The organism is Micromonospora sp. NPDC023888 (assembly GCF_040639415.1).
Taxonomy (GTDB): Bacteria; Actinomycetota; Actinomycetes; order Mycobacteriales; family Micromonosporaceae; genus Micromonospora.
In genome coordinates this window covers 1-18,354 of the sequence record NZ_JBEZZW010000035.1, presented here as the reverse complement: position 1 = coordinate 18,354, position 18,354 = coordinate 1, and the positions used below count along the sequence as shown (strand labels likewise).

General features: G+C 73.3%; 20 protein-coding genes and 1 pseudogene. 12 read left to right on the top strand and 9 right to left on the bottom strand.

Annotated elements, in window-relative coordinates; genetic code table 11:
- Positions 1-63: 63 nt before the first annotated feature.
- The 9 genes from AB0F61_RS26230 to AB0F61_RS26190 all read left to right on the top strand — a co-directional run bounded on the left by AB0F61_RS26230 (position 64) and on the right by AB0F61_RS26190 (position 9,131).
- Positions 64-801, top strand: a complete 738-nt coding sequence (locus AB0F61_RS26230; RefSeq protein WP_357814536.1) for an ATP-binding cassette domain-containing protein — start codon at positions 64-66, stop codon at positions 799-801.
- Complete coding sequence (locus AB0F61_RS26225) at positions 798-1,598, top strand: ABC transporter permease (RefSeq protein ID WP_357814533.1); 801 nt, start codon at positions 798-800, stop codon at positions 1,596-1,598. The genes AB0F61_RS26230 and AB0F61_RS26225 overlap by 4 nt, the downstream gene beginning before the upstream one ends.
- A 36-nt stretch (positions 1,599-1,634) precedes the next feature.
- Positions 1,635-3,056, top strand: a complete 1,422-nt coding sequence (locus AB0F61_RS26220; protein ID WP_357814530.1) for a sensor domain-containing protein — start codon at positions 1,635-1,637, stop codon at positions 3,054-3,056.
- 2 nt (positions 3,057-3,058) lie between these two features.
- A complete protein-coding gene (locus AB0F61_RS26215; protein ID WP_357814677.1) occupies positions 3,059-3,703 on the top strand; it encodes a response regulator transcription factor in 645 nt (214 codons plus the stop codon).
- 127 nt (positions 3,704-3,830) lie between these two features.
- The gene (locus AB0F61_RS26210) at positions 3,831-5,033 is read left to right on the top strand and encodes a serine hydrolase domain-containing protein (protein WP_357814527.1); all 1,203 of its coding nucleotides are present in this window, start codon (positions 3,831-3,833) and stop codon (positions 5,031-5,033) included.
- A 231-nt stretch (positions 5,034-5,264) separates the two neighbouring features.
- Entirely contained in the window at positions 5,265-6,107 is an 843-nt protein-coding gene (locus tag AB0F61_RS26205) for an SDR family oxidoreductase (RefSeq protein ID WP_357814524.1), read from the top strand.
- A 69-nt stretch (positions 6,108-6,176) separates the two neighbouring features.
- Positions 6,177-6,944, top strand: a complete 768-nt coding sequence (locus tag AB0F61_RS26200; protein WP_357814521.1) for a glycerophosphodiester phosphodiesterase — start codon at positions 6,177-6,179, stop codon at positions 6,942-6,944.
- A gap of 19 nt (positions 6,945-6,963) precedes the next feature.
- Entirely contained in the window at positions 6,964-8,358 is a 1,395-nt protein-coding gene (locus tag AB0F61_RS26195; protein WP_357814519.1) for an MFS transporter, read from the top strand.
- Between the two features lie 164 nt (positions 8,359-8,522).
- Positions 8,523-9,131, top strand: a complete 609-nt coding sequence (locus AB0F61_RS26190) for a thymidine kinase (protein ID WP_238647311.1) — start codon at positions 8,523-8,525, stop codon at positions 9,129-9,131.
- On the opposite strand, the gene AB0F61_RS26185 is transcribed toward AB0F61_RS26190, so the two are convergent.
- Both AB0F61_RS26185 and AB0F61_RS26180 read right to left on the bottom strand, forming a co-directional pair.
- Complete coding sequence (locus AB0F61_RS26185) at positions 9,098-10,249, bottom strand: low temperature requirement protein A (protein WP_357814517.1); 1,152 nt, start codon at positions 10,247-10,249, stop codon at positions 9,098-9,100. The genes AB0F61_RS26190 and AB0F61_RS26185 overlap by 34 nt on opposite strands.
- A gap of 52 nt (positions 10,250-10,301) precedes the next feature.
- Positions 10,302-10,760: a hypothetical protein gene (locus AB0F61_RS26180; RefSeq protein WP_357814515.1), complete on the bottom strand. Its 459-nt coding sequence runs from the start codon at positions 10,758-10,760 to the stop codon at positions 10,302-10,304.
- Between the two features lie 147 nt (positions 10,761-10,907).
- Here AB0F61_RS26180 and AB0F61_RS26175 point away from each other — a divergent pair, with 147 nt between their 5' ends.
- Together AB0F61_RS26175 and AB0F61_RS26170 are read left to right on the top strand one after the other, a co-directional pair.
- Complete coding sequence (locus AB0F61_RS26175; protein WP_357814512.1) at positions 10,908-12,611, top strand: acyl-CoA dehydrogenase family protein; 1,704 nt, start codon at positions 10,908-10,910, stop codon at positions 12,609-12,611.
- Positions 12,612-12,642: 31 nt separating this feature from the next.
- Complete coding sequence (locus AB0F61_RS26170; protein WP_357814509.1) at positions 12,643-13,806, top strand: PQQ-binding-like beta-propeller repeat protein; 1,164 nt, start codon at positions 12,643-12,645, stop codon at positions 13,804-13,806.
- Between the two features lie 13 nt (positions 13,807-13,819).
- Here the strand turns inward: AB0F61_RS26170 and AB0F61_RS26165 are convergent, their stop codons facing one another.
- The 7 genes from AB0F61_RS26165 to AB0F61_RS26135 form a co-directional block, all read right to left on the bottom strand.
- Positions 13,820-14,665, bottom strand: a complete 846-nt coding sequence (locus AB0F61_RS26165) for an LLM class flavin-dependent oxidoreductase (RefSeq protein WP_357814506.1) — start codon at positions 14,663-14,665, stop codon at positions 13,820-13,822.
- Positions 14,666-14,726: 61 nt separating this feature from the next.
- Entirely contained in the window at positions 14,727-15,725 is a 999-nt protein-coding gene (locus AB0F61_RS26160; RefSeq protein WP_357814503.1) for a tyrosine-type recombinase/integrase, read from the bottom strand.
- Positions 15,726-15,792: 67 nt separating this feature from the next.
- Entirely contained in the window at positions 15,793-16,218 is a 426-nt protein-coding gene (locus AB0F61_RS26155) for an Hsp20/alpha crystallin family protein (protein WP_357814673.1), read from the bottom strand.
- 102 nt (positions 16,219-16,320) lie between these two features.
- Complete coding sequence (locus AB0F61_RS26150) at positions 16,321-16,815, bottom strand: GNAT family N-acetyltransferase (protein WP_357814500.1); 495 nt, start codon at positions 16,813-16,815, stop codon at positions 16,321-16,323.
- 41 nt (positions 16,816-16,856) lie between these two features.
- On the bottom strand, positions 16,857-17,270 hold the full coding sequence (locus AB0F61_RS26145) for a DUF6069 family protein (RefSeq protein WP_357814498.1): 414 nt from the start codon (positions 17,268-17,270) through the stop codon (positions 16,857-16,859).
- Positions 17,271-17,347: 77 nt separating this feature from the next.
- The gene (locus tag AB0F61_RS26140) at positions 17,348-17,824 is read right to left on the bottom strand and encodes a MarR family transcriptional regulator (RefSeq protein WP_357814495.1); all 477 of its coding nucleotides are present in this window, start codon (positions 17,822-17,824) and stop codon (positions 17,348-17,350) included.
- A 52-nt stretch (positions 17,825-17,876) separates the two neighbouring features.
- Positions 17,877-18,092, bottom strand: coding sequence for a DUF2087 domain-containing protein (locus AB0F61_RS26135; protein WP_357814670.1), 216 nt, complete (start codon positions 18,090-18,092; stop codon positions 17,877-17,879).
- A 168-nt stretch (positions 18,093-18,260) separates the two neighbouring features.
- On the opposite strand from AB0F61_RS26135, the pseudogene AB0F61_RS26130 reads away from it, so the two are divergent.
- Positions 18,261-18,354 (top strand): annotated as a pseudogene (locus AB0F61_RS26130) (undecaprenyl diphosphate synthase family protein); the annotation flags it as partial.

Genomic DNA, 18,354 nt, shown 5'->3' with positions numbered 1-18,354 from the left:
CCTGCCCGGACAACCGCGCGCCTAGCGTGATCTTCCGTAGCCACCACGACGGAAGGAGATCGGGTGATCGAGGCCCGCAACCTCACCAGGCGATACGGACCGATGGTCGCGGTCGACGCCCTCAGCTTCGACGTACGCCCGGGCAGCGTCACCGGCTTCCTCGGCCCGAACGGGTCGGGCAAGTCCACCACGATGCGGCTGATCCTCGGCCTGGACCGGTGCGACGCCGGTCAGGTGCGCATCGGCGGTCGCCGCTACCGCGAGTTGCGCTGGCCGCTGCGGGAGGTCGGCGCGCTCCTCGAAGCCAGGGCGTTCCACCCGGGCCGCAGCGCACGCGCCCACCTGAGCGCGCTGGCCGCCAGCAACGCGATCCCACGGGCCAGGGTCGACGAGGTGCTCGACCTGGTCGGCCTGACCAGCGTGGCCGGGCGGCGGGCCGGGAAGTTCTCCCTCGGGATGGGCCAGCGCCTGGGCGTCGCCTCGGCGTTGCTGGGTGATCCGGCGGTGCTGCTGCTCGACGAGCCGGTGAACGGGCTGGACCCCGAGGGGGTCCGCTGGATTCGCGACCTGCTGAAGTCGCTGGCCGCGCAGGGCCGCACCGTGTTCGTGTCCAGCCACCTGATCAGCGAGATGGCGGTGACCGCCGAGCGGCTGGTGGTGATCGGCCGGGGGCGGCTGCTCGCGGACACCACGGTCGCCGACCTGTCGGCCGGCTCGGCATCGCTGGAGGACGCGTTCTTCCAGCTCACCAGCACAGCGGTCGAGTACCAGGGCAACCAGGCGAAGGAGGCGACGTCATGACCACGACCGCGCAAACCCGGGTGCCCAACGGCCGCCACGGGCTGGCGCAGGCGGCCCGGATGGAATGGATCAAGCTGGGCAGCCTGCGGTCGACCTGGTGGACCCTGCTCGTCACTGTCGTCGGGACCGTCGGGATCGGGATCGCCGTGGGCCTGAACACCCGCAGCGCCACCGGGGACGTGACGAACAACGCGCTCGCCGGGGTGGTCCCCGGCCTGCTGCTGACCGGTGTACTGGGCGTGCTGACCATGACCAGCGAATACAGCTCGGGAACGATCCGGGCCACGCTGACCGCCGTGCCGCGGCGTCCCCTGGTGCTGGTGGCGAAGGCAGCGGTGTTCGCGACGGTGACCCTGATCGTCGGGGAGGCCGCCTCGTTCGTCGCGTTCATCGCCGTGCGGGCCACGCTGCGCCACGGCGTCGTGGCACCCACGCTCGACCAACCCGGCGTACTCAGGGCGGTCGCGGTGACCGGGGCGGGCTTCTGCCTGATCGGACTGCTCGGCCTGGGCCTGGGCGCGATCATCCGGCACAGCGCGGCCGCCGTCGGGGTGCTGGTGGCCGGCGTGTACGTCGTCGCGCAGTTCATCGGCTTCGTCGCCCACGGCGTGGCGTCGTACATGCCGATCCTGATCGTGGAGAACTCCCTGAGCACGACCCGGCCGGTGACCTGCGGCACGGACGCCGCAGCCTGCCCGGATTTCCTGTCCGCGTGGGCCGGGCTGGGCGTGCTGTTCCTGTACGCCGTGCTCGCGCTGACCGTCGGCGGTTGGCTGCTGGCCAAGCGGGACGCGTGAGCGCACAGCGGGATGGGCAGGGAGGATGATGACGGCATGGGCCCTCCGGTGCGCACGCCGACCGCGAGCCCGCCGCCGGGCGAGCTGAGGCGGGGCAGCCGCTCGTGGCGGGCCGCCCACCCGGCGGTCGTGGCCCCGTTTGACAGGCGCGCGGGCCGCGAGCTGGTGTTCTGCCTCGCCGGGCTGCCGTTCATCGTGCTCAACCCGGTGGCTCTCCTCGTCGTCGCCGTGGACCTGAGCTGGTGGGTCAGCAACGGCGGGCGGGGCAACCCCGCCCCGAGCGACGTGGCCGTCGCCGTTGTCGGCGTGGGACTGCTGCTCGTACTGCTGGTGTCGACGACGGCGGCTCGGCGGCTCGGCGCCCTGCACCGCATGCTCGCGGCCCGGCTGCTCGGGGTCCGGGTCGCGGCGCCGCCGCCGGCGCGTCCCCGGCGCGCCGGTCGGGCCTGGCCCGGCTCCCGCGACGGGGCCGGTTGGCGGGTCGTCGGGTATCTGCTGGCCAAGCTGCCGGCCAGCCTGATCGAGCTGTACGCCGTGTTCTTCTGGGTCGGCGGGCTGGTCAACCTGAGCTACCCGCTGCTGTGGGGGGCCTTCCGCAACCACCCGCCGGGGGTCCGGCTGGACCCGGTGCCGGTGTTCACGCCGTTCGGGTTGTTCGGCGACGGCACGTTCCGCGTCGCGACCCTCGGCGGCACGTTCGCCGCCGCCGCGGCGGGGGCGGCGATGCTGCTGGCCGCGCCGTGGGTGACCAGAGCCGTCACGTCCGCCGACGCCTGGCTGATCCGAGGTCTGCTCGGGCCGGGGCGGCTGGCGCAGCGGGTCCACGAGCTGGAGGTGAGCCGGGCGTCGGCCGTGGACGACTCCGCCGCCCTGCTGCGCCGGCTCGAACGCGACCTGCACGACGGCGCGCAGATCCGGCTGGCCACGCTGGCCATGAACCTCGGCATGGCCCGCCGCAAACTCGGCGACGGCGACGAGGTCGCGGACGCCGCCGCCGTGCGTGAGTTGGTCGACGCCGCGCTGCGCGGCGCGAAGGACGCGCTGGGCGAACTGCGCAGTCTGACCCGCGGGATCCACCCGCCGGTGCTCGACAACGGGCTGGCCGACGCCCTCGCCTCGCTGGCCGCCGACAGTGCGATCCCGGTCGAGCTGGAGATCGGCATCCCGGTCCGGCCCACCCCCGCGATCGAGACCATCGCGTACTTCTGCGCCGCCGAACTGCTGGCCAACGCCGCCAAGCACAGCTACGCGAACACCATCGCCGTCCGGGTGGCCGGCGGCCGCGGAGTGCTGCGGCTCAGCGTCGCCGACGACGGCACGGGCGGCGTCGACCCGACCCGGGGCACCGGCCTGTCCGGGCTGGCGCAACGGGTCGCCGTGGTCGACGGCACGCTGACCATCGCGAGCCCGCCCGGTGGCCCGACGACGGTCACCGTCGAGCTTCCGTTGCGCGCATGAGTGTGCGCGTGGTGATCGCCGAGGACGCCGCCCTGTTCCGGGCGGGGCTCGCCCGCCTGATCGAGGACCACGGCCACCAGGTGTGCGCCGCCGTGGGCGACGGCGACCTGCTGCTGGCCGCGGTGACCGAGCACCAGCCCGACGTCGTGGTGGCCGACATCCGGATGCCGCCCACGCACACCGACGAAGGGCTGCGCGCCGCACTGGAGATCCGCCGCCAGCACCCCCGCACGGGCGTGCTGGTGCTGTCGCAGTACATCGAGACCAGGTACACGGCCCGGCTGCTGGAAGGCAACGCGGCGGGCGTCGGGTACCTGCTGAAGGAACGGGTGGCCGACGTCGCGGAGTTCGCCGACGCGCTCCAACGGGTCGCCACGGGCGGCATGGCGCTCGACCCGGAGGTCGTCGGTCAGCTTCTGCGCGTCAGCCGACGCGCCGGCGGCGTGGCGGCGCTGACCCCACGCGAACGCCACGTGCTCGCGCTGATGGCGGAGGGGCGCTCGAACGCCGGTGTCGCCGACGCGCTCGTGGTGACCGGCGGAACCGTGGAGAAGCACGTCGCGAGCATCTTCGACAAGCTGGGGTTGCCCCCGGACGAGGCCGACAACCGGCGTGTCCTCGCGGTCCTGCGTTACCTGAGTTCGTAGGTCGGCGCCGCGCAGCGGTGGTGCTGGGGGCTAACCCCCACGTCGAATCTGGGGTTTTCCGGTTGGTGCGGACATCGAGGCTCTTCGTACCGTTTGGGCACATTGTTGTTCCGAAGGGAGCCTTGAGGTGAGTGTGGTTTTCGCAGTACGGAAGGCGGTGCGCTGGCGCGGCGTCGTGGCGGCCGCGACAGTGGCGGCGGTGCTGTCCACCATCGTCGGCCCGGCGGCCGGGTCGGCCGCGCCGCCCACCCCGGATCACCGGTCCACGGTCACGGTGCTCCAGGAGGGCCTCGACGACCTGCACGACCTGGGCGTGTCCGGGACGCAGGGCCTGGTCCGCGACGGGGGCCAGGTGACCGCGGCGCGCAGCGGCGTGGCCGACCTGGACACCGGCGCGCCGGTGCCGACCGACGGGTACTTCCGCATCGGCAGCACCACCAAGACGTTCGTGTCGGTGGTGCTGCTCCAACTCGTCGGCGAGGGCCGGCTCCGGTTGGACGACCCGATCGAACGCTGGCTGCCCGGCGTCGTCACCGGCAACGGCAACGACGGCCGAAACGTCAGTGTCCGCCAACTCCTACAGCACACCAGCGGCCTCTACGACCCCACCGGCGACCTCGCCGCCCTGCAGTCGGCCGACGAGTTCCTGGCGCACCGCTTCGACCACTACACGGAGGCGCAGCAGGTGGCGACCGCGATGCGGCACTCGCCGCTGTTCGTCGCCGGCACCGGCTGGAGCTACTCGAACACCAACTACCTGCTGGCCGGGATGCTCATCGAACGCGTCACCGGACACCTGTGGCACACCGAGGTGCGCTCCCGGATCCTGCTGCCGCTGCGCCTGACCCACACGTTCTACCCGGGTGACCTGCCGACCCTGCCCCGCCCGCACGCCAACGGGTACCGGCAGTTCGCACCCGACGGGCCGATGGTCGACACGACCGTGTTCAACCCGACAGTGACGGCCTCGGCCGGCGGCCTGGTCAGCACCCCCACCGACCTGACCCGCTTCTGGCAGGCGGTCGGCCGCGGCGAACTGCTGCGACCCACGCAACTGGCCGAACTGCGCCAGACCGTGCTGGCCGACGGATTCCAGGGGATCCGGCCGGGCATCCGCTACGGGCTGGGCATCATGTGGATACCCAACCGGTGCGGCGGCTCCTGGGCGCACGTCGGCTCCATGCCCGGGATGAGCACCCTCGCCGCGGTCAGCCCGGACGGGCGCCGCTCGACGGTTCTGTACCTGGCCACCGAGCTGGCCGACCCGGGCCCGGCGGTGGCGGTCATCCAGCGGCAGATGACACTGCTCGACGACCTGATCTGCGGCTGACGGTCAGCGGCGGCACCGCCCACACCCGTCAGCCAGAGCCATCGACGTGGCGTACGCCATCGCGGGCGCTCACTGTGCGAACGCGACGAGCCGGGGCGGGGCGGGCATCGGGCTTCCCGACACCCGACGCCCGCCCCGGCCGTACCATGCGGTGACGTTCACCAGAGGTCACGTGCGTGCCGGGCGGCTGGCACGCGATCGAAACCCCGCCCGGCACGAAGGCAGGAGCTCATGAGCGAGCAGACGGTGCTGATCACCGGCACGTCCACCGGCATCGGCCTGGAGACCGCGCTCGGCTGCGCCCGCGCCGGCTGGCGGACGGTCGCCACCATGCGCGACGTCGGCCGCGCCGATCGGCTGCGCGCCGCCGCCGGCACCGCCGGGGTCGCCGACCTGATCGACGTACGCCGCCTCGACGTCACCGACCCCGACTCGGTGAGCGCCTGCGTCGACGAGGTGATCGACACGTACGGGCGGCTCGACGCGGTCGTCAACAACGCCGGAGCCGGGCACATCGGCACCCTGGAACAGGACAGCGTCGACGACATCAGGGCCGTGATGGAGGTCAACTTCTTCGGTGTGCTGCACGTCAGCCGGGCCGCCCTGCCGCATCTGAGGGCCAGCCGAGGTCGCCTGATCACGGTCTCCAGCGTCGGTGGGATCGTCGGGCAGCCGTTCAACGAGGCGTACTGCGCCGCGAAGTTCGCCGTCGAGGGGTACCTGGAAGCCCTCGCCCCGCTCGCCGCCACCACCGGCGTGCGGGTCACCGTCATCGAGCCGGGCGCGGTGGCCAGCGAGTTCGTCGCCACCATCGGCATCGATCCCGACGCCGCCGCCGAAGCCGCCGGGGTGTACGGGCCGGCGCTGCGGGCGTACCTGGCCCGCACCGGGCAGGCGTTCGCCGCCGCGCAGTCCTCCGCCGACGCCGCGTCGGTCGTCGCGGCGACGCTTGTGGACCCGACGCCGCCGGTGCGGGTGCAGACCTCCGACGCCGCGCGGCAGTTCGTCGGCGTCAAGCTCGCCGACCTCGACGGCTCCGCGGTGGCCCGGCTGACCGGCGGCTGGTTGGCCTGACCGGCGTCGAAGGACGAATGTCGCCGGCAGGCCATCCGGGGTCCACCAGCAGCGGGCATACTGCGTCGCGTGTTGACCCGATTCGGCTACCTCGACGCGCCCGCGCCGCTGGCGTTCGCCCACCGTGGCGGCGCGGCCGAGGGTGACGAGAACACCACCGAGGCGTTCGCCCGGGCCATCGGGCTGGGCTACCGGTACGTGGAGACCGACGTGCACGCCACCGCCGACGGCGTGGCGGTGATCTTCCACGACCCGACGTTGCACCGGGTCACCGGTGAGGCGGGGCGCATCGCCGAGCTGAGCTGGGCCGATCTCGCCTCGGTACGCGTCGGCGGCGCTGCCGTCGTACCCCGGCTCGACGAGGTGTTGGGCGCCTGGCCGCAGGTCCGCTTCAACATCGACGTGAAGGCCGACGGCGGTGTCGAACCGACGGTCGCGACAGTGACCCGGGTCGGCGCCGCCGACCGGGTGCTGCTCGCGTCGTTCAGCGACGCCCGCCTGACCCGCCTGCGCGCGCTCACCGACGGTCGGGTCGCCACCAGCCTGGGTATGCGGGGGGTCGCCCGGCTGCGGCTCGCCTCCCTGCACGGTCGGCCGCTGCGGCTGCCTCCGTCGGTGGTCGCCGCGCAGGTGCCACCGCGCTACGGGCGGGTGCCGGTGGTGGACCGCCGGTTCCTCGACTACTGCCACCGGCTCGGCCTTCAGGTGCACGTCTGGACGATCGACCAACCCGCCCAGATGCACGACTTACTGGATCTCGGTGTGGATGGCATCATGACCGATCACGTCGGCGTGCTGCGCGACGTCTACCGCAGCCGCGGCCACTGGGCCGCCTGATCCGTCGAAGGACCCCCGGATGGCCGAGACCGTGACCCCCACGGTGGACGACACCCCGCCCCCGGCGAGCACCCGCCGCGAGCGCAGAGGCTGGTACATCTACGACTGGGCCAACTCCGCGTTCCAGACCACAGTGATCACCGTGTTCCTCGGCCCGTTCCTGACCACCGTCGCCGAGCTGGCCGCCGGCTGCGAGCTGGGCGCGGACACCTGCGACGGGTACGTGCACCCGCTGGGCATCCGGGTCGCGGCCGGCTCCTACTACCCGTACCTGATCTCGCTGTCGGTGTTCCTCACCGTGTTCGTGCTGCCGGTCATCGGGGCGATCGCCGACCGGTCGGCGCACAAGAAGCGGCTGCTCGGCGCGGCGGCGTTCACCGGTGCCGGCGCGACCATCGCGATGGCCTTCGTCACCGGCGACCGCTACCTGCTCGGCGGGGCGTTGTTCCTGGTCGCCAACATCTCCTTCGGCGCGGCGGTCGTGGTGTACCACTCGTTCCTGCCGCAGCTCGGCGGCCCCGACGAACGCGACGGCATCTCCAGCCGCGGCTGGGCGATCGGCTACCTCGGCGGCGGTCTGCTGCTGGCGCTCAACCTCGTCGCGATCACCCTGCTCGACGAGGCGGACAATCCGCAGCGCACCCTGGACCTGGCCCGCTGGTCGATCGTGTCGGCCGGGGTGTGGTGGGCGGTGTTCACGCTGGTGCCGCTGCGCTGGATGCGCGAGCACCCCACCGCCGCGGCCCTGGCCGGTGGGGGCGGCAACGTGGTCACCGACGGGTTCCGGCAACTCGGCCGCACCATGCGCGAGATCAAGGCGTACCCGTTGACGTTGTTCTTCCTGCTCGCCTTCCTGGTCTACAACGACGGCATCCAGACCGTCATCACCCTGGCCAGCCAGTACGGCACCGAGGAGCTGCGCCTGGAGCAGAGCACCCTGATCATCACGATCCTGCTGGTGCAGTTCCTCGCCTTCGGCGGCGCGCTGAGCCTCGGAGCGCTGGCCAGGCGCATCGGCGCGTGGAAGACCGTGCTGCTCAGCCTGGTGCTCTGGACCGCTGTGATCATCGCCGCGTTCCGGCTGCCCGCCGAGGCGCCGGTGCCGTTCATGATCCTCGGCGCGGGCATCGGCCTGGTCCTCGGCGGCAGCCAGGCGTTGAGCCGCTCGTTGTTCAGCCAGCTCATCCCGGTCGGAAAGGAAGGCGAGTACTACGGCTTCTACGAGATCAGCGACAAGGGCACGAGCTGGCTCGGCCCGCTCGCCTTCGGCCTGGTGTTCCAACTCACCGCCTCCTACCGGGTGGGCCTGGTCTCACTGCTGATCTTCTTCGTGGTCGGCTTCCTGCTCCTGGCCGCCGTGCCGATCCGCCGCGCCATCGTCGCCGCCGGCAACACCCCGCCCCGGGTGCTCTGAGCACGCGTCCCGCGCGCGGCAGATCAGCCTCGGTCGATCGGCTAGGCTGCCCGACCGTGACAGACGACGCCGCCACCGCTCCGACCTGCCTGGCTCACCCGTTCCCCGGCCAGCCGCACGCACCGGCCGGGTGCGCGGCCGCGCGCGGGCTCGACGGGCGTCCGGTGCACGCCGCGGCGTTGAAGTTCTTCTGGGGGCCGATGGACTGCGGCAAGTCGACGATGGCGTTGCAGATGAACTACAACCACGCCCGGCAGGGTCGGCGCGGGCTGGTCACCACCCGCATCGACCGGTCGCTGGGCCCGCAGGTCACCACCCGCATCGGCCTGGCTCACGAGGCCATCGAGGTCACCGACGACCTGGACCTGCGGGCCCTGGTCCGCGGCCGGTGGGCCGACGGGGTACGCGTGGACTACCTGATCTGCGACGAGGCGTGCTTCTACACCGTCGAGCACGTCGAGCAGATGGCCGAGCTGGTCGACAGCTACGACGTCGACGTGTTCGCGTTCGGTCTGGCGACCGACTTCCGGTCCTGCCTGTTCCCCGCCGCTCAACGCCTCTTCGAGTTGGCCGACGAGGTGGCCCGCATCCAGGTCGAGGTGCTCTGCTGGTGCGGCCGGGAGGGGCTGCTCAACGCCCGCGTCGTCGACGGGCGGGTGGTCCGCGAGGGCGCGCAGGTCGTCATCGGCGACACCGTCGACACCGCCGAGGTGCGCTACCAGGTGCTCTGCCGCCGGCACTACCGCAGCGGCGACCTCGGGCCCCGCGACTGAGCGCGCTGGGCCCGCAACCGGTCGGTCACGATGACGGCGACGGTTGCCGCCAACGCCAGCGCGGCGCACACCGCGACGGGCGCTCCCAGCCCCACACAGGCCGGCACCAGCGCCAGCAGCACCAGCACGGCGGTGATCCGACTGGTCGGCAGGATCCGCCACAGCACCGCCTTGTAGGCGGCGTGCCCGGCGAGGAACAACGCCGGGCCACCCAGGGTGAACAGCGCGCCGGCCGTGGTGGCGGGGGCGCCGGGTTCGCGCAGGAGCTGCTCGTCGCCCGCCGAGGTGACGATGATCCCGGCGACCATCACGGGGTGCAGGTAGTTGAACGCCAGCCGGCCCAACGCGCCGGTACGCTCACCGGCGCGCGCGATGACCTCCGCCGCCGCCGGGGCGGACCGGGCGAAGTACACCCACCACAGCGCCACCGAACCGGCGAACGCCAGCAGGAACGCCCCGGACATCGTCAGGTCCAGGTGCTGCGCGAGTGTGCTCCCAGTGACCAGGATCGACTCACCCAGGGCGATGAGGATGAACGCCTGGCACCGCTCGGCGAGATGCCCGCCCTCCACCATCCACCGCTCGGCGGGACTCCGGCCCAGACCGGGCACCGGGAACCCGGTCTGCAGGCCGATCACCTCGATCACGATCGCCGCCGCCCACAGCGCCTCCTGGAAGGCTCCGCCGATCACGGCGCCGAGCACCACGAGCAGTGACGTCGCGACGAACCACAGCAACGTCTTCCGAAACCCGTCGATCAGCCACGGCTGGCCCTGCACCGCCCACAGCCCGAACACGGTGCGGCCCATCTGCACTGTCACGTAGACCAGCGCGAAGACCAGCCCGGCGCCGGCGAACGCCTCGGGGATCGCCGCCGAGAGCAGCATGCTGCCCAGCATCAGCGCGATCAGCAGCGCCCGCACCGGCGCCTGGTCGGGCCGCAGCCAGTTCGTCCCCCAGGCGGTGTAGATCCAGACGAACCAGACAAGCGCCAGCAGGAGCGCGGTGCGTGCGGCGCCGCGCCAGTCCGGGTGCGCGATCAGGTAGTGCGCCAACTGGGTGGTGGTGAAGATGAAGACCAGGTCGAAGAAGAGCTCCATCGACGTGGTCGGCTCCACGCCCCGACGCTCGCGTAGCAACCAGGGCCGCTTCGGCCGAACGACCGGCGGCTCAGAAGGGGTCACCGCACACCCGCCAGTCCCCGCTCTCGCGGACCACCGGTAGGCGTCGTTCCTCGCTGAGCCCGCCGGCACGGGTCACCTTCACGGTCACCGTGCCGTGCGGTCGTCCGCCGCGGGTGGCGACCGACACGTCGGTGATCTCGTAGTCGGTGACCATCGGCGGCGTGCGCACCCAACTGGTGAAGCCGATCGCGCTCCACCGGCTGCGCGCGTCCGCGCAGAGCCGTTCGTAGGCCTGGTCGCTGTCGCCCAGGGCCACCTCGCTGAGGAAGTCGTCGGCGGTTTCCCGGATCGGGCCGGCGGCCTGACGGACGGTCTGCAGGTTCCACGCGGCCAGCCCGGCCACCCCGACGCAGCACAGCGCCACACCGAACCCGGCGAACGCCAGCCCGGTGCGCATCGGGCGGTTGCGCCGGGCCGGTCGGCTCCACGGCTGGCCGGCACCCACGACTACCGACCGTAGAGAACACGATCGCGCTGAAGTGCGACAAGCCGAAAATCGGCGGTGCCTGGCTGGGTGGGACTGCCCTGTTCGGATCGGCGGCGGATCGTCTACCGTCGGCGCACACCCCCGAGCAGTGCCAGGAGTCGATCGATGAGCCGCTTCGTGCAGCCGGTACCACCTCCCGTCGACCCGTACGCCGGTGACGGCCTGCTGCGGTCCTGGCTGGAACGCCACCTGGGCCCGGGTGGGCACGCCGATGCGAAGGGACGCCTCGCCGACCTGGCCGCCGACGTCACCGGGCCGCTGCGCGCGGCGCACGCCGACGCGGAGGCGCACCCGCCGACGCTGGTCCGCTACGACCCGTGGGGCGCTCGGATCGACCGGATCGACACCTCCACCGGCTGGCAGGCGCAGCGCGCCGCCGCGGCCCGGCACGCCGTGGTCGCGCTGCCGTACCTGACGGACGCGCGCGGCACCTGGGGTGCCGCCGCGCGGGTCGTGCAACACGCCCTGCTGCACCTGTACGGGCCGGAGTCGGCGACCTTTTCCTGCCCGGTGGCGATGGCCGACGGGGCGGCGGCGCTGCTCAGCATGCCCGACGTGGACGCCGGGGTCCGCGACGCGTGGCTGCCCCGGCTGATCTCCACGGACCCGGCGACGGCGATCACCAGCGGGCAGTGGATGACCGAGTCGCAGGGCGGCTCCGACCTGGGCCGGTCGAGCACCATCGGTCGACCGGCGGCGGATGGGTCCTGGCGGCTGACCGGGGAGAAGTGGTTCTGCTCGGCCGCCGACGCGGCGATGGCCGTGGCGCTGGCCCGGCCGGAGGACGCCGGGCGCGGCAGCCGGGTGCTCGCGCCGTTCCTGGTTCCCCGCTACGCGGTCGACTCGCCGTTGAGCAACGGTGGGGCACCGGGCGCGCCCGCACCGGGTGTCACAGTGCACCGCCTCAAGGACAAGCTCGGCACCCGCGCGCTGCCCACCGCCGAGATCGGGCTGCACGACGCGTACGCGCTCCCGCTCGGTGATCCGGCGGTGCCCGGCCTGGTCCGGGCGATGACGCTGGTGGTGGTGACCCGGGTGCACAACGCCGCCGCGGCGGCCGGGGGGATGCGCCGCGGGCTGGACTACGCGCGCGCGTACGCCGAGGTGCGGCATGTCGCGGGCGGGCCGTTGGTGTCCTCGCCGCTGCACCGGGCCACCCTGGGCACCCTCGCGGTCGACGCGGCGGGCGCGTTCGCCCTCGCCGGGCACGCGTTCGCCCTGCTGGGGCGGGTCGAGGTCGGTGCCGACCCGGCGGCGGCGGCGGAGCTGCGGATCGTGGCGCCGCTGGCGAAGCTCGCCACCGGGAAGCTGGCCGTCAGCTCCGCCAGTGAGTACGTGGAGAGTTTCGGCGGGGCCGGTTACGTGGAGGACACCGGCGTGCCAAGGCTGCTGCGCGACGCGCAGGTGCTGCCGATCTGGGAGGGCACCACGAACGTGCTGGCCCTGGACGTGCTGCGCGCGTTGACCCGGGAGGACGCCGGGACGCCGGTGCTGGCCCGGCTCGCCGCCGCGGTAGACCTGGCCCGACCGCTGTCGCCGACGCTTGCCGACACCCTGGCTGCCGCCGCCGCGCGGTTGGGCGACACCATCACCTCGGTCACCGCCGAGCCGAGTGCCGCGGCGGTGCAGGCCGGTGCCCGTGGTCTGGCGCTGCGCCTGGCGTACGCGCTGACCACCGCGTTGCTCGTCGAGCACGCCGCGTGGGGTGACGAGCAGGCGGAGTTGGCGGCCCGGCTGTGGGCGCGGCGCTGGCTGCGGCACGAGGAGATCGCCGAGGACGCCCACCACCACCTGGATCTGCTCTGCTGAGCGGCCGAGGCGAGCGCGCGGGCAGGCGCCCATGTCGGTGCTGATCGAGCTGGGTGACGACCGGGGCGCACCCCGGGACGAGCGTCGGCCGCCGCCGCAGGTGTCCCGCCGTTGGCGGGTGGCGCTGCTGCTGGTGGCGTGCGCCCTGCTCGGCGGCGCGGCCGGGCCCGCGTACCTGACGCCCCAGGTCGGCCCGGCGGTGCCCGCCGGGGCGACAGTGCTCGGGGCGGGGCCGCTGCTGCTGGTCGTCGACCCCGACGCGAACCCGCCGACGCTGAGTGCCTACGACTCGGCCGCGCCGAACGGCCCGCACCGGTGGCGGGTCACCGTGCCGTGGGCCGCCGGGTGGTTCGCCGAGGTCGCCGGCGAGCTGCTGCTGCTGGTCGAACGCGACCAGACGAGCGGGGCGAGGGTGACCACCGCGCGGTCGATGCGGAGCGGCGAGCCGGTGTGGCGGCGACCCGAGCGGGTGGTCGCGGCCGGAGACGCGCCGGTCGCGGTGAGCGAGGTGCGCAGTGCCTCCGCGCCGGGACGGCGGGTCGAGGGCACGGTGCACGGTGTCGATCCGGCGACCGGCGCGACCCGGTGGTCGGTCCCGGTGCCCTCCACGGCGGTGCTGCGGGCGCTGCCCGGGCGGTTGCTGCTGGTGCAGGACGACGGGCTGGCCCGGCTGCTCGACGCCCGCGACGGCACGGAGCGTGGGCGTGGGCGGCTTCCGCCTGCCGACTACGGCCCGGACAACCCCCAGGTCGTCGGCGAGCACCTGGTGCTGCGCCACCCGAGCGGCAGTGGGCCGGCGCTGACCGGGTACGACCTGCCCGCCCTGGCACCGCGTTGGCGGCTGCCGGTCGAGCCGGGTGAGCTGACCCTGCGGCCCTGCCAGGGTCTGATCTGCGGGCAGGACGAGCAGGGCCGCTGGGCCATCGACGCGGGCACCGGGGCGCGGCGCTGGACGTGGCCGGCCGGGGCGCGCTGGCGCACGGTGCCGGGCCCACGGGTGCCCACGGAACCCCTGGTGGTGCTGGGGATGGCGGCGGACGGGAAACGTTCCCTGGTCGCGACGGTGGGGCGCGACGGGCATCGGGTGTCGGCGGTGCTTCCGGCGGGGCTGACCGACTGCCGGTGGGTCGGCAGCGCTCTCCTCTGCCGCGACGGCACTGCCCGGGTGACGCTCTGGACACTCGCCGCCCCGTGACCGATCGCGAGGGTCAGCGCAGGGGGCCTCGGGCGACGGCGGCGCGCATCGTCGCCGGGTCGTCGGCCGGGATGAACTCCAGCCACCAGGTGGCGCCGGCCGCCGCGAGCTCACCGAGGTACACGCGTTCGGCGCGTTCGTCGGATCGGCGCCGTCGGCCGCCGATCGCCACGTCGAACGGTTGACCGTCGGCGCGGGTCGCTGGCAGGGCGCTCACCAACTCGTGGACTTCGTCGGGGGTGAGGTCGGACCACCCGTCGGTGTCGGTGAGCTTGTACGGCACGATGCCGTCGGCGCGGGCCGCACGGCGGCGCACCGCCCCGGCCTGGATGCTGCCGCCGACCCAGACCGGCACCCGGGGCGACTGCACCGGCGGAGGTCGCAGCGCCACCCCGTCGGCCCGGTAGTGGGCGCCCTGATGGCTGACCCGCTCGCCGCCGAGCAGCCCGGTCAGCAGGTCGAGACCCTCGTCGAGCATCGCGGCGCGCACGGACACCTCGGTCTGCTCGCCGAACGCGGCCAGCCCCCGGTCAGCGGGGTCGCCGACGCCGACCGCCACGGTGGCGCGGCCGGCGCTGAGGTGGTCGAGGGTGAGGACCTCCCGCGCCAGTTTCGCCGGGCGGCGCCGGGGCAGCGCGGTGACAGTGGTGCCCAGCCGCACCCGGGCGGTGCGGCCGGCGATGGCGGCGAGCACCAGCCAGGGGTCGTAGGTGGACGGGTCGTCGCCGGCGTAGTGGATCAGGTAGTCCTCCAGGAACACGCCGTCCCACCCGGCGCGCTCGGCCATCTCCCCCAACTCCACCAGAGTGGACACCGCGAGGGACGCTCCGCCGCAGGAAATCTCCAGACCATGTCGCATCCGTCGACCGTACGAGCACGGTACGACGTCCGGCCGTGGCGAGTGTCGCGGGCGTCCACGCTCAGCCGCGGCGGCGGGACCGGGCCGCCCACACCACGTAGGCCGGGTCGCGGTCGAGGTTGTGCCGGTCGCGGTCGTAGCGGCGGGTGGTGCGCGGGTCGGCGTGGCCCATCGCGTCCTGCACGTCCTCAAGTGGCACGCCCTCGGAGCGGGCCGTGGTGGCGAAGGCGTGCCGCAGTGAGTGCGGTGACAGCTTCGCCCAGGCCGGGATGCCGGCGGCGCGGGCGAGCCGGCGCACCATCCGGAACACCGAGTGCCGGTCCAGCCGGGCGCCGCTGGCGGTGACCAGCAGCGGCCCGGTGAGCTGTGGCACGGGCACGCCGGTGGCGGCGGCCCGCTGGGCCAGGTAGGCGTCCACGGCGTACCCGCTGCCGGGGGTGAGGGCCCGGCGGCGTTGCTTGCCGCCCTTGCCGACGAAGCGCACGCTGCGATGGCCGCGTTCGGTGCCGAGGTCGGTCAGGTCCAGCGAGATCAGCTCTCCGACGCGCAGGCCCAGGTCGGCGAGGAGCGCGATGGCCGCCCGGTTGCGCAGGGCGGTCGGGCCGGTGTCCGCGTCGGCGGCGCCGAGCAGGGCGTCCACCTCCTCCGGGGTGAGCCCGAGGGTGGCGGAGTGGTCCCGGTCGACGCGGGGCCGGTCCGCGCCGGAGACCGGGTTGGCCGGCACCGCGCCCAGCTTCACCAGGAAGTCGTACCAACTGGACAGCGCGGAGAGCCGCCGCGCCACGGTGGCCGGGGTCAGCGGTCGACCGCTGCGGGCGGCGAGCGTGGTCTCCAACGCGCGGGCGTAGTCGTTGACGTGCAGGAACGTGGCCCGCAGCGGGTCCAGGTCACGGCCGGCGCACCAGGTGAGCCAGCCGGTGACGTCGCGCCGGTACGCGTCGCGGGTGTGCTCGGACAACCGCCTGTTGCGCAGCCACGCCTCGGTGACCTCGACCGGCCCACTCGGCAGCGCGGGTGGCGCGGACGGGCGGGCCAGCACCGGAGCGTCGGAGAACACCATGTGAAAAAGGCTCTCAGCCTCGGGTGGGATCAGCGTGCAGGCGCGCCGATCCCACCCGTCACCGTGATCATGCGTTGATCTGCCGGCGTCCGTCGCCGTTGGCGGTGATGGTCACGCGGCGGGGCTTGGCGCGCTCGGCGACCGGGATGCGCAGCGTCAGCACCCCGTGCTCGTAGCCGGCTTCCAGCTTGTCGGTGTCCAGAGTGTCGCCCAGGAACAGCCGCCGGGTGAAGGTGCCCATCGGGCGTTCGGCGGCGACCAGCTCGACGCCGTCGCCGGTGGGCCGGCGACGCTCGGCGCGGACGGTGAGCACGTTGCGCTCGACGGTGCAGTCGATGGTGTCCGGGTCGACGCCGGGCAGGTCGAACGCCGCGTAGAAGTGGTCGCCGTCGCGGTAGGCGTCCAGATGCATCATCGCGGGGCGGGCTGCCGTACCGAAGAACTGCTCGGCGAGCCGGTCAACCTCGCGGAACGGGTCGGTACGCATCAACATGGTCATGCCTCCTCGGTTCTCCTGGCCGAAGGTGATGAGTTGAGCCGGGGTGACTCAACTTCCTCTTCTTATTTAGCGCATCCGTCGACCGGCGTCAACCGCTCACCGCAGCCGCTTCTCGAACCAGTGATCGGCGTAGGGGCCCTGCGAGTACGCCGGGATCTCGACGTAGCCGTGCCGGGCGTACAGGGCGCGGGCCTCGACCAGGTCGGCGCGGGTGTCGAGCCGAATCCGGTCCGCGCCGGCCGGCCGTGCGTGTTGCTCGACGGCGGCCAGCAGCGCGGCGCCGCCACCCGCGCCCCGATGGGCGGGTCGGACGAACACCCGGGTCAGCTCGGCCCAGCCGGGCTGCCAGCGCAGTCCGGCGCAGCCGGCCAGGTCGGCGTCGTGGTGGGCGAGCAGCAGCACACCGCTCGGGTGGGTCAGGTCGTCACTGGACATCTCGGCGAGCGCCTCGTCGACCTCGCCGGGCAGGGCCGGGCGGTGATGGTAGCGCACCACCATCTCGGTCATGTACTCGCGCAGCAGCAGCATGGCGTCGGGCTGGTCGGGTCGGCTGACGCTGATTGTCCAGGTTGGCCGGGCGGTGATGGTCACCAGTCGATGATCACCGCCCGGTCAACCTCTTATCGAGGTGGTCAGCGGCGGCGGGCCGGCAGCAGAGCGACAAGTGGGAGCGCCACGGCCAGGTGCGTCGCGCCGAGGGTCAGTTTGGCCCCACCGGTGGCCTCGACGCCGAGCAGGGGGACGAGGGACACCATCGTCACCACCACGGCCAGCGAGATCCAGACTGGCCGGGCGACTCGCGGGGCGAACCGCTCCAGCAGGGCCAGTGCCGCCCAGCCGAGCAGGGCCGCGCCCAGGGCGACCGTGACGATCGCGCCCGCCCCGATGTCGGTGGCGGGTTGACCGGGGCTCTCGACGGTGAAGTCGACTCCGGCCAGCGCGCCGATCGCCCAGATCGCCAGGGCGGCCACGACGGCGGCGAGGACGCCGAGGGCGCGGCGGCGCAGGGTCGAGGTGGCGGGGGTCGTGACGGCGGTAGCGCTCATGACGGACTCCTCGTTCAGGGGAAACGAACGAGTACGACCGTAGCAGATAGTCTTGTTCGGAACTATCTTTCTCGGAACTAACAGCCGGAGCGGGCACCCGGCGCGTACGGGGAGGTGTTCGCCAGTGGACCACTCACCAACGCCAGCAGCGCCCGCAGGAACGCCTCCCGGTCCTGCTCGGGCAGCGTCGCGAGCAGGTCGTCCTGGATGCGCCGGACCACCTGCTGCGCCCGTTGCAGGACCTGCTCCCCCGCCGGTGTCACCACGACCAGCCGGGCCCGCCGATCCGTCGGCGCGGGACGGCGCTCGGCCAGCCCGGCCCGCTCCAACTGGTCGAGCGTGACGACCATCGTGGTCTTGTCCACGCCGCACCGCTCGCCGATCTCCCGCTGGGTGAGTTCGCCGGTGCGGGCCTGCGCCAGCACGTAGTGCGCCCGCGGCGAGATGCCCAACTCGGCCAGCCCCGCGGCATGCTCGGTCTGCAGCGCGTGACTCGACCAGGAGAGCAGAAACAACAGGTCCGGTGGGCCGTCGGCGAGCGTGCAGGAGGTCATGCGCCGAGGCTAGCAACCTGCTCCGCGACCAGACGGTTCGCGCCGTGGACGATCAGGGTCGCTGGTAGATGCCGTGCTCGCGGGTGAGCAACCGCTCGTCGATGAGGTACCGACGCAGCGTGGCGTGATCCGACCCGCCCGCCGCGCACCACGCCTTGAGCGCGTCGTCGACGGCCCGCTCCGGATAGCGGGTGCCTGGTTCGAACGACCGCTCGGCGATGTGCGCGAGCAGGACGCGCCGCCGTTTCGGCTGCGCCGGCAGGCCCACCAGGACGTCTCCGCGCAGGAAGGTCCGCAGCACCGGATCGGCGGCCGGGTCGGTGTCGTCGGCCGGGCGGCTGTCGCGGGCTGCCGCCCGCAACGACGCGTCGTCGGCCGCGAGCGCGCCGTCCGCGCCGGTGACTAGGCCCGCGTCGGTGAGCCGGCGGACCCCGGCAGCCTCTTCGACACCATCGAGGGCGCCATCGAGATGGGCATCCCGTACCTGTCGGCGTACGCGTTCTCCACCGAGAACTGGCGGCGTTCGCCCG

Bases quoted from the DNA above. Each gene is read 5' to 3' on its own strand.
- AB0F61_RS26225 (WP_357814533.1), top strand. From the start codon at position 798: ATGACCACGACCGCGCAAACCCGGGTGCCCAACGGCCGCCACGGGCTG.
- AB0F61_RS26220 (WP_357814530.1), top strand. From the start codon at position 1,635: ATGGGCCCTCCGGTGCGCACGCCGACCGCGAGCCCGCCGCCGGGCGAG.
- AB0F61_RS26205 (WP_357814524.1), top strand. From the start codon at position 5,265: ATGAGCGAGCAGACGGTGCTGATCACCGGCACGTCCACCGGCATCGGC.
- AB0F61_RS26195 (WP_357814519.1), top strand. From the start codon at position 6,964: ATGGCCGAGACCGTGACCCCCACGGTGGACGACACCCCGCCCCCGGCG.
- AB0F61_RS26175 (WP_357814512.1), top strand. From the start codon at position 10,908: ATGAGCCGCTTCGTGCAGCCGGTACCACCTCCCGTCGACCCGTACGCC.
- AB0F61_RS26170 (WP_357814509.1), top strand. From the start codon at position 12,643: ATGTCGGTGCTGATCGAGCTGGGTGACGACCGGGGCGCACCCCGGGAC.
- AB0F61_RS26165 (WP_357814506.1), bottom strand. From the start codon at position 14,665: ATGCGACATGGTCTGGAGATTTCCTGCGGCGGAGCGTCCCTCGCGGTG.
- AB0F61_RS26160 (WP_357814503.1), bottom strand. From the start codon at position 15,725: ATGGTGTTCTCCGACGCTCCGGTGCTGGCCCGCCCGTCCGCGCCACCC.
- AB0F61_RS26155 (WP_357814673.1), bottom strand. From the start codon at position 16,218: ATGTTGATGCGTACCGACCCGTTCCGCGAGGTTGACCGGCTCGCCGAG.
- AB0F61_RS26145 (WP_357814498.1), bottom strand. From the start codon at position 17,270: ATGAGCGCTACCGCCGTCACGACCCCCGCCACCTCGACCCTGCGCCGC.
- AB0F61_RS26140 (WP_357814495.1), bottom strand. From the start codon at position 17,824: ATGACCTCCTGCACGCTCGCCGACGGCCCACCGGACCTGTTGTTTCTG.